9 protein-coding genes and 1 pseudogene are annotated in these 10215 nt (G+C 40.1%); 3 read left to right on the top strand and 7 right to left on the bottom strand.

Annotation, left to right across the window (positions count from 1 at the left end):
• From L4C33_RS15950 to L4C33_RS15940, 3 genes are all read right to left on the bottom strand, one after another.
• Window positions 1-512 (bottom strand): hypothetical protein (locus tag L4C33_RS15950; protein WP_428813404.1); only part of this gene is annotated, 512 nt, incomplete at its 3' end.
• Window positions 513-668: 156 nt separating this feature from the next.
• Entirely contained in the window at window positions 669-1574 is a 906-nt protein-coding gene (locus tag L4C33_RS15945; protein ID WP_428813403.1) for a LysO family transporter, read from the bottom strand.
• A 447-nt stretch (window positions 1575-2021) separates the two neighbouring features.
• A complete protein-coding gene (locus tag L4C33_RS15940) occupies window positions 2022-2942 on the bottom strand; it encodes an HDOD domain-containing protein (protein ID WP_428813402.1) in 921 nt (306 codons plus the stop codon).
• Between the two features lie 351 nt (window positions 2943-3293).
• Between L4C33_RS15940 and L4C33_RS15935 the strand changes: the two genes are divergently transcribed.
• A complete protein-coding gene (locus tag L4C33_RS15935; RefSeq protein WP_428813401.1) occupies window positions 3294-3875 on the top strand; it encodes a TfoX/Sxy family DNA transformation protein in 582 nt (193 codons plus the stop codon).
• Window positions 3876-3986: 111 nt separating this feature from the next.
• On the opposite strand, the gene L4C33_RS15930 is transcribed toward L4C33_RS15935, so the two are convergent.
• The 3 genes from L4C33_RS15930 to L4C33_RS15920 form a co-directional block, all read right to left on the bottom strand.
• Window positions 3987-4535, bottom strand: a complete 549-nt coding sequence (locus L4C33_RS15930; protein ID WP_428813400.1) for a hypothetical protein — start codon at window positions 4533-4535, stop codon at window positions 3987-3989.
• Between the two features lie 190 nt (window positions 4536-4725).
• Window positions 4726-5223: a response regulator gene (locus L4C33_RS15925; RefSeq protein ID WP_428813399.1), complete on the bottom strand. Its 498-nt coding sequence runs from the start codon at window positions 5221-5223 to the stop codon at window positions 4726-4728.
• On the bottom strand, window positions 5216-7186 hold the full coding sequence (locus tag L4C33_RS15920) for an ATP-binding protein (RefSeq protein WP_428813398.1): 1971 nt from the start codon (window positions 7184-7186) through the stop codon (window positions 5216-5218). Before L4C33_RS15920 ends, L4C33_RS15925 begins: the two co-directional genes overlap by 8 nt.
• A gap of 186 nt (window positions 7187-7372) precedes the next feature.
• On the opposite strand from L4C33_RS15920, the gene L4C33_RS15915 reads away from it, so the two are divergent.
• Together L4C33_RS15915 and serC are read left to right on the top strand one after the other, a co-directional pair.
• Window positions 7373-8635: a DUF945 family protein gene (locus L4C33_RS15915; RefSeq protein WP_428813397.1), complete on the top strand. Its 1263-nt coding sequence runs from the start codon at window positions 7373-7375 to the stop codon at window positions 8633-8635.
• A 167-nt stretch (window positions 8636-8802) separates the two neighbouring features.
• Complete coding sequence (gene serC, locus L4C33_RS15910) at window positions 8803-9897, top strand: 3-phosphoserine/phosphohydroxythreonine transaminase (RefSeq protein ID WP_428813405.1); 1095 nt, start codon at window positions 8803-8805, stop codon at window positions 9895-9897.
• 110 nt (window positions 9898-10007) lie between these two features.
• Here the strand turns inward: serC and L4C33_RS15905 are convergent.
• Window positions 10008-10215, bottom strand: a pseudogene (locus L4C33_RS15905) (heme ABC transporter ATP-binding protein/permease CydC); the annotation flags it as partial.

The following is a 10215-nucleotide window of genomic DNA, read 5'->3' as shown; positions in this document are numbered from 1 at the left end:
TATTTACACTGAGTCGCTTCTAAATCTTTGATTGCTTTATTGTAGCGTTGTAGTGCTGTGTCAATTTGTTTTGGGTGACTTAGCAATTCAGCAAATGCAGAGCGAAGCTCATAGTTTTTTTCATGAGGTGTTGACTGGCGGTCATCAAACGTTGTTTTCGCAATTTTGCCTAACTCATCGTCGCGGGTGGATAGTTGCTTAACGTCTTTTTGTTCCAGTTGTAGCCATGCTTCGATAGGTTGCTCTGTTGCGACTTTGCTAGCGTCATTGTCTAGGTAGTAATGCACAGCAGCACGGTTTAATTCAAAGTGGTGCTTACGGCCTTCAAGGAACCATCCACTTACTTCAGTTAAGTCTGGGTATTGAGATGAGGTCAGTTCAGCCAAGTCTGCATACCAATTTAATGAAGCATCGATATACATATCATATTTACCCGATAAACACTGATTGTCAGCAGCTAGAGATACGGTTGACGTTGAAGCTAGCAGTAAAGCGACACATAGGCGTTTCATAACGGTTCCTTTTAGGGTTATTCTTGTTAGGTATTTTTACTATTCGAAAGATTACCGCGACTTATATTTGTTGAGCAATAACAGTTAGTCTGATTTTGTAGCGGTAATTGTATTCAGCAAGGCATTCTAATCGAAGTGGATGTGTATTCCTGCGATCTAGTTAGCAAGAGATACAAAGAAAAGCATTAAAACAGGTACGAGTAAGCTCAAAATAAACCCACTAACAATCGCAATTGGCACACATCGCACTCCTCCCGTTGTTTGAATTACGGGCAAAGTAAAGTCCATAGCCGTTGCACCTGCATAGCCGATAGATGTACATGGCTTGGTACGAATGAAAAGTGGGATCAGTACTAAAGCCACTAAYTCCCTCAGTAGTTCCAACATGAAAGAGGCGCCACCATACACTGGGCCAAATGCGTCACCCATCAAAATCCCTGCTAATGAATACCACCCGAATCCAGAAGCCATAGCGAGAGCATTATAAAGAGGGATGTCTAGAATTAGAGAGGCAAAAACGCCACCAATCATGGAGGTGACAATAACTGTAGCTGCGATCACCATACCATGCTTATTTAGTAAGATTTGGCGTAGTGTTAAGCCACTGTTTCTAAGCTGTATGCCAATGAAGAAGAGCAATAAGAAAAGAATCCACTCGCTAGCTGTGTCCACCCAACTTAGGTCAATTGAAAGTACTAAACCTAGAATTAACCCAGAACCAACGACTAAAATTAGCTTTGCTGATTCCATTGCCATCGAAGAAAGGGGCAATTTCTTTTGACTGCCTTCGGTTTTAAGAGGAATAATCTTGTCGATGAATGGCAGAGCTAGCAGGTTACATACACTTAAGCATGCAAAAAAGGTGATGGTGTAAAGCAAGATGGTCTGTAAGTTACTGCCTAGATTATCCAGAGCCGCTAAGCTTAACCCCATAAGTGCAAGAATCACGTAAATAAGGCGCGATGTTGATTTGTTTATTTGATCAAGAAGACCAGAACTCGATATTGAAAATAGGTACCCCACAATTAGAGGAGCAAATATAAAGATCATTCCTGAAAACATAACTAAAACTCTTCAATCCATGAAATATTGGTTCGTCTCCCCTAGGTATCAAATCGCAAGGGGGACATATCATACTGACCAGTTATCTATTTAATAAAAGTCGCGACAACTATTTGTGCAACTCAATGATAGAATCCTAGTTTCCTATAATGGGATTTTTATAGAGTATCTAAAATAAAAGCGTAGAGCTATAGTTATGAGTGTTCGATCACAGGATATTACGTATATTCAATGGATTACGGTTAGGGATTGTGCAATTAATCAAAGGTTGTTGGTGAAAGAAAGCGAAGTTAGCGTTTATTTTTATTCATTTGAAGGTGGAGGTTTGTAGAGTGCCAATAAAGTGTGTCATGGCACTCTACGAAACAATCGATAACTAATCAATTGTGAGAAAAAGTAAGTGGTATGAAGCTTCACTAGGTTATTCGTGAATCTCTTTAGGAAAAACTATAGGCCGCTAGAGTTAATCACATCGTTAATTTGCGACGAAAACTCATGCTCGTTGAGGTTACTTAGTTGATAAAGTACTTCTGCACCGGTCTCATTAAATTCAACCTCATGGTCTTCTATCGCATCGTCTTGACTACGAAACAACAGTAAGTGATTGGCGATACGAGCAATGTCTAAGTAACTTACTTCTACAGTATTTGTCCTGTCTACACTATTTGAGCACACCTCAATAAAGTCTGAATCAAACCCCCAATGCTTAAGTACAAGCTTGCTTGTCTGAGAACATTGGGATTGGAATATCTGCAAAGCGATATCATGGTCTAGGTAGTTACCTTTCTCTTGATATAAATGATACTCACTAACTAAACAAAACAACCCGATGTCGGCAAGCAAGCCAACAAGTAATGCTTTCTCATGCTCAAGGTACTTATATTGCTTTGGTTGGAGCGACTTAAAGTGATTTGTAACCAAAACCATTGTTGCGCCAAGCTCTCGTGAAATAGATGCACTTTGTACTAATAGGCTATTACATTCTTTATTTAGATTAACAGAGTGCTTTAACTGCTCTATAGCTTGAGCTGTAACTATATCTCTAACGCGAAGAATCCCAAGCCGAGATACGGCGGTAACCAAATCGGTACAGGTAATATTTCGGCGATTAAATACGACTGAATTGGCCACTCGAATTACGATTGCTGTTAGGCCAGGATCTTCTAATAAACAATCGGCCACTTCCGTAATACCTGTCGTATCAAGAGTACATAGTTGCTGAATCTTTAAAACGACATCTGGGATCGGGGGTAGGGATATTTTCCCTGTGGAGATTGAATGTTCAACAAGTTGTGAAAACTCACTTGCTAACCCTTTGAGTAAAAGGTCTTTATTATGAGGTAACCAAAAGAAGGATAAATGGTTCATATAGGTACTGTGTGGCTGACTATGCACTCAGTCTACAATCAGGTTTGCGTACTGGCAATATAATGCGATGAAAAATAACTCATTATAAATATGGGTATATTTGATTATTGAGCGTCAAATAAATAGCGACCGTAATGATGCAATGTGATGCTTATCATACAAAAGTTTGATTTTTGACCAATCAATGTGAACTTAGTCCAGACTTAATTTTCATAGTGAAGTATGATTAATTCAAGGTTAACGACTAAAACAAATATTACAGTTAACTAATTATTAATAACTTTTCGCATATAAAAAGCTGCTATCTGGTGATCATACTAATCGGGGTAACAAGATTAAAGGTCAATGGATATGATAGAGCAAGCATTTTACGATTACGTAGGTAAATTTGGAGAGTATCAGAAACGTTCTATGTTCGGCGGTATAGGATTGTTTCAAAATGAAGCTATGTTTGCGTTGGTAAGTGAAGAGCACTTATTCATTCGTGGTGGTAGCACACTAGATAAAAAATTGACGCTTTTGAACTGTGAAAAATATAAGCATGTGAAAAAGCAAACAACAGCAACAGTAAACTATTACGATATTACTGAGTTGTTCTGCAGCCAAAGTTCAGATTTAGATGCCATTATTCGTTTGTCGATTGATAACTCAATTCAACAACGTAGCTTTCAAAAGTCTTCGGCTAGTCGTCGTTTAAGAGACTTACCGAATATGCAGCTAACGTTAGAGCGTATGGTGAAAAAAGCGGGCGTTGATGATGTTGCGACGTTCATGCAATTAGGCGCACCGACAGTCTTTAGCAAAGTAAGAAGTGCTTATGGTAACGATGTTGACGTGAAGCTACTTTGGAAATTCGCAGGTGCGATCGATGGTATCCATTGGAAGCTACTTCAAGAACCGCGTAAACAACAGTTGTTAGACGGCTGCCAGTAATCGAAATATAACTTGTAGGTGAGTAAAGGATTATCTCTTACAAATTTGAACCGCTAATAAAAAACCGAGGATTTCCTCGGTTTTTTAGTATCTGAATATTGCTTACTTCACTTAGAACTTAAAGCGAGTAGTGAACATTAGTTGATCACCGTATATATCATTGATTCGAGCTTCAGCACCAATAGAGAATAGTTCTGTTGAGTGGAAGCGAGCGTATACAGAGCCAACCCAATCGTCGTTATCATCAATAGAAACGTACGCACCTTTACCACCAACTTCAAGTTGAGGACCAAGCCATTGGCGAACACCAAGGTTTATCTCAACGCCTGTATCAGCAGAGCTACCAGATCCTGCTTTATCAACGATACGCATTAGCATTTCGCCAGTAAGATCCGCCCAATTGTTAATTGGAGAGTGGAAGCCTAGACCGAGTGCTGAATCGTAGTCACCTTCAAATTCAGAATCAATACGAGCAATAGCATGAGCATTTGGATGTATTGATTTGCTCATCGCAGCACCGAAAGTTACTGGGCTAGCTCCAATACGAGCTTCAAAGTAATCGTAGCTGAAGTTGCTCATTACACTTGGTTGATTTGGATCCTCAGCTAATGCATGAGTTGATGCTAAAAGCATTGCTGCGGTCAGTAGTGTTTTACGCATAATTACAGTAAACCTTAATTTTTGTTAATCCCTTTGGTTTTAGCTCTTTAGGGCAAACCGTTAACTTCACGACAGTTTAATATATCTACAGGAAAAGTAATCAATTAAAATGTCATTCCTTTGTCGTTTAGCCAAAAAACAAGCAAATTAAGTGCCATAGCCTAGCTTGAGTGTACGAAGTTCATAGGGTTTACTCGCCAAAACTATTGCGTTTTGCGGCCATAGCATCAAAAATTTTTTCTGTATCTAAAAATGACGACCAGGATAGCAGTTGATTGTCGTTGTCGATCATGTATTCAGTGAGCTGAGATCGTAGTGTGCTCCTAAGTCCTTCACCATCCCAAGGTTTTGCTATATAGAAATCGAGCGCGGCATTGTTCACTGCGGTAATGGTGTCTTCTAACCCTGCTTGACCTGTCAATAGCACCTTGCGTGACTTTGAAGTGGCTTCAGATTGGTTTAACTCAATTAGGAAATCAATCCCTGTTTGCTCCGGCATAATGTGATCACATAAAATCAAAGCTAGCGGAACATGATTTTCTTCCATATCAGAGATGACTTGCTTTGCTTCACTGACAGATTCAGCTCCCTCAACAATGAAATATTCTTCGAATAGGGCAAGGTCTTGTAATACGCTCTCAAGGATTTCAATTTCGTCATCGACACATAAAATTAAGTATTTATTCATTTGAATTTCCTTCTGATATCAGTGGTAGCCAAACTTTTATCTTAGTGAATGCGTTAACCTGCGAATCAACTGAGATATCCCCATTGTGTGCTGTAACTATTTGTTTGCATATGGACAATCCAATTCCGAGTCCAAAGTTACCTTCTTTCTTCGTTGTGTAATTTGGTGTGAATATGGATGTAACTTTGCCTGAAGGGATCCCGTGACCACTATCTAAAACCTCTACAACAATACCGGATTTACCTAGGCGACTTTCGGTTCTGGTCGTGACAGTGATTTCACCACAGGTAGGTAGGGCGTCTAGAGCATTTGATAACAGATTTGTCCAAACTTGTTGTAGGGCGAAAGGTTGACAACATAAATGGGGAAGATCGGCCTGGTAGTGCCTTTCAAGTTTGTGGACCTTAAGCCTATTTTCGAAAATGACTAATGTGTCCTCGATGCCTTCATGAATATCTACAATATGTAGCTTTTCATCATCTTCACGAGCATAACCTTTTAGGCTTTTTACCATGTCAGCAATACGCTCAGCGCAAACGGATATTGAACGAATAGCGTTACCAGTCAGGTGGTAACGTTCGAGTGCTTCAAGCTCTTGAAGAGGGGACTCGTTATCAAGTAGAGAGCGAATGTAATCTTGGTTTTCGTTTAACTTAAGGCGAACCAACTTTTTAGCTATTTGCCGATTTTCTACTGTAGGAAGCAAGTTACTGACGAGTTGTCTTTCTGTTGCAGTAGAAAGTGGCTGAGATTGTTTGGCGTTTCGTATTATATCGAGCCCTTGCGTACCGATGCTGTTGACTGCGTCGTGCAATGCACAACTCTCTGGAGTACTTTGCTGTAAGATATTTTCTAGACTTGATGACAGAGTTTCTACGCTGCGCAAAATCGCCGCTATAGGGTTGTTAAGTTCATGGGCAACCCCAGCAATTAGTTGACCAAGCATGGCCATTTTTTCTTTTTCGATGAGTTGTTGATGTGCAGACTCGAGTGATTCCAGTGTCTTCTGGAGGGTCAGTTTTGTCGTTATGCTTCTTTGCAAGCGGCGGTTAAAGTGTCTAAGTAGGAGGTTGGTAAATAATGGTAGAAGGCGGCTATTCGACTGCATTACTTGAGCAAAAATATCTCGGTCAAGTTTTATAACTTTGGTGTCGGTGAGAGTAATGGCTGTCGAGAATGAATCCTCCCCTGTGACAAATGACATTCCCCCAACCAGGTTTCCTTTCGTGTGTCTTACCACTTCTCTTTGTTGTCCATATTTATCTTTTTTGTAGAGTGCGACTTGGCCTTGGGTTATTAACCATAAGAATCGGTTGGCTTCCCCTTCTTTAGTTAATAAATGCTCAGCGGAGTAGGTTCTTAGCGCTTTTGAGTCATCGCTATGAGAAAAGAATTCTAGCAAAGCTGCAATAACACTCTCAGCCAAATTTAGGTCAGACATGTCGTGGAAGTCATGAATGAAACCTGCCTGATAGTTGCGCATTTGAAAATCGATGTGAGCTTTGAGTAATCGATGATGATCGAGCACTTGGCTATATTTGAGCAATTCATCGGACTCATTCTCGATGATAAAAGTAGTGAGCTCCTTCAGAACTGATTTGAAAAGCACTTTGTCTTGAAGTGGTTTAGTGAGGCACTGATCTAACCTCCCTTCATTGACGGCTTTTAGAATCGCCTGAATGTCAGACGAGTGGCTGACCAATATAGTTCGAGCTTGTTTTGATTGAGGAAGTTGTTCTAGATCGACTAAAAATTGGACGCCGTTGAATTGAGAATGGTGGTGACTGATCACTAAAGCGACGTTTTGTTTGTGTTGCTGCATAAATTCCAAAGCTTGGTGAGCTTCATCAATATTATCAACAGCGTGAATATCAAAATGTTTACTGAAAGGCGCTAGTTCAGAACGGATCTGTTCGGTGCTTACTGGATTGTTGTCTAAACAAATAATTGCGTAGCGGTTCACTTGATTTACTCTTGAGAAAGATTGCCTAAACAATCTATCAATAATTCTATTTTTGGGTTGAGAGCTGAGTACAAAAAAGACCTGAGAATTAAGATATCAAGCAATAGGCTGATTTATCTCAATGTTTCCAGTTTCAACTGGATACGTTAGACTAGCTGAAAGACTATTTACGGTTAGAAGAATCTCATGGAACAACTTAGAAAAATCGGTGCTATCGGCGGAGCTATTTCTCTCGCATTATGTTGGCCGTTAGCGGTTGGTCAAATTGGTCAGAACGTTGTCACAGACGGCATATCAAACCTTTCGAATTCAAAAGTGAAAGCGGAACTGGTTGAATTTGACCGTGGTTATCTATCATCAAGCGTCAAAACACGTTTCACTGTTATGGATGAAACTTTAAAAGAACAGTTAGAGATCGACGGCTTACCAACTGAATTTATTGTAAACAGTGACGTTGGCCACGGGCTTATTAGCCTCAATGCTATATCGACTCTGGAAAACTTTGAGGCATTACCACTAACGCTAACGACTAAAACTCAGTTAAACGGTAATAGCGATTTCAACTTTGAGTTGAGCCCATTAAGMCRCCAAAGCCTAAACGAAGAAGGTGTCGCGATTTCAGTAACCAAGTCGTACCTTAAAGGCCATGCAACGGTTCTAGGGCAAATCGATTATGAGCTGTCTATTCCTTCGATTCAAATTGACTTTGATTCTGGCGAAGAAGTTTCTTTTACGAATCTAACCGGTAGCGGAGAAGGCAAACAAGCCAATGGCTACTGGTTAGGAAACCAAGCCTTTTCGATTGACTCGTTTCTTGTCACAGACGCAGCAGCGGCACCTTATTTTTCCATTGAAGGTTCGACTTACAAGTTTGTATCTGATCTTGATGAAACAACGAAACGCCTAAGCAACAATATGAAGCTTGAGATTGCTTCACTGAAATCTAGCGACGGGGAAGTCAATGACCTGAATGTGGATTTTGAACTGGCAAATCTAGACAGCGCATCATTTGAAAAAGTGTTTTCTATTTACCAAGATACACCAGTTATGAATGAGCAAGACATTAAGGAAATTATTCCTTACATTGACACATTGTTCGCGAAAGGCTTCGATTTATCGATGAATAAGATGTCATTAAACTTGGGTAAAGGTGAATTTGAATCACAGTGGTTGGTTAGTGTGCCGGAAGGTACCGATAACGTAAGCCAAGACCCAGCAATGATTCTTCCAGCGTTACAAGGTAATTTAGATACTTACTTCTCTCATGAATTGGTTGAAGAGTACCCATTTATTAAAGAAGGTGTTGATGAGCTGATCGTTATGGAAATGATCAATCGAACCGACAAGGGTTATGAAATTAAGGCGCAGTTAGAAAAAGGAAACTTAGTGTTTGAAAATGGACAACAAGTGCCGTTACTTGCTTTAATGATGCCTATCTTGATGCAGTAATACCTGTTTCAAAAGTAACTAATCTTATGCGGCTAAATGAGCATTAATGGTTATTTTATTCGATACACAACAAAAGAGGTCTCAAGACCTCTTTTGTTGCTTTTTATGTGACGTAAAACATGCTATTACTTGCTTAGTTAACAAAATAAGCAGGAGCAATGTCCCCAATGGAACCGACCTTAGATAACGTATTTAACTTCAGTGCAGGCCCCGCTGCATTACCAAAACCAGTGATGAAGCAAGCCCAAGCCGATCTTATTGATTGGAATGGGTTAGGTACGTCGGTTATGGAAATTAGTCACCGTAGTAAAGAGTTTTTGAAAGTTGCAGAAGAAGCTGAACAAGACCTACGTGACCTACTGAATATACCTAGTAACTACAAAGTACTGTTCTGTCAGGGTGGTGCTCGCGCTCAATTTGCAGCTGTTCCCCTGAACCTACTAGGCGAGGCTACTAAAGCGACTTACATTAATGCTGGTTACTGGGCTGAAAGCGCGGTTGCAGAAGCTAAGAAATATTGTGAAATCGACGCTTTTGAAGCGAAAACGACGATTGATGGCAAGCTTGCTGTATTGCCTGTTTCTGAATGGAAAGTGGATGCTGATTCAGCTTATGTACATTTCTGTCCGAACGAAACAATCGATGGCATCGAAATCAATGAGCTGCCTAAAACTGATAAGCCGATTGTTGCCGATATGTCTTCTAACATTCTTTCTCAAAAGATTGATGTTTCTCAGTACGGCGTGATCTACGCAGGTGCCCAGAAGAATATAGGACCTGCTGGTATTTGTATTGCTATTGTTCGTGATGATCTCTTAGAGCTTGCTAACGAAGTTTTACCAAGTGTATTGAACTACAAAGTGTTGGCTGAGAAGGAATCGATGTTTAACACGCCACCAACTTTTGCATGGTATCTATCAGGTATGGTGTTCAAGTGGCTAAAAGAGCAGGGTGGAGTAGAAGCAGTTGAACGTATTAACGCTGAGAAAGCTCAGCTACTGTATAACTATATTGATCAGTCTGACTTCTATAAGAATGAAGTTCACAGTAATAACCGTTCTCGTATGAACGTACCCTTCCAATTAGCGAAGCCTGAGCTAGATGCCACCTTTTTAGATCTGGCAGATAAAGCCGGTCTTAAATCGTTAAAAGGCCACAGGGCTGTAGGTGGCATGCGTGCTTCTATCTATAACGCGATGCCTTTAGAAGGCGTTCMGGCACTTGTTAACTTCATGAAAGAGTTTGAAGAAGCAAACGCTTAGTTGAACAGCCGATTCAACGTTCTATTCGACAAAAAACGCCGCTAAGTTAGCGGCGTTTTTATTACTTCATACTTTCATTGAAGATCGGGACGTTCGTGTTTCTATATTAGCTATAAAGATTGATTCAACTGATAGTAACGACCTTTTTGAGCCGTCAATTCAGAGTGACTTCCGTACTCTACAATCTCACCTTGCTCGATCAAACAAATTGCATCCATAGTATCTAGTTCGACTAAACGGTGCGTAATGAAAATGACTGTTTTGTTAGCGAAATGCTCTTTAAACAAATTCATGATTGTTTGTTCAGTTTGTTTATCT

This window comes from Vibrio makurazakiensis, from assembly GCF_050337375.1.
GTDB lineage: Bacteria > Pseudomonadota > Gammaproteobacteria > Enterobacterales > Vibrionaceae > Vibrio > Vibrio makurazakiensis.
The sequence above is the reverse complement of the archived record's forward strand: the minus strand, read 5'-3'. Positions and strand labels throughout refer to the sequence as shown.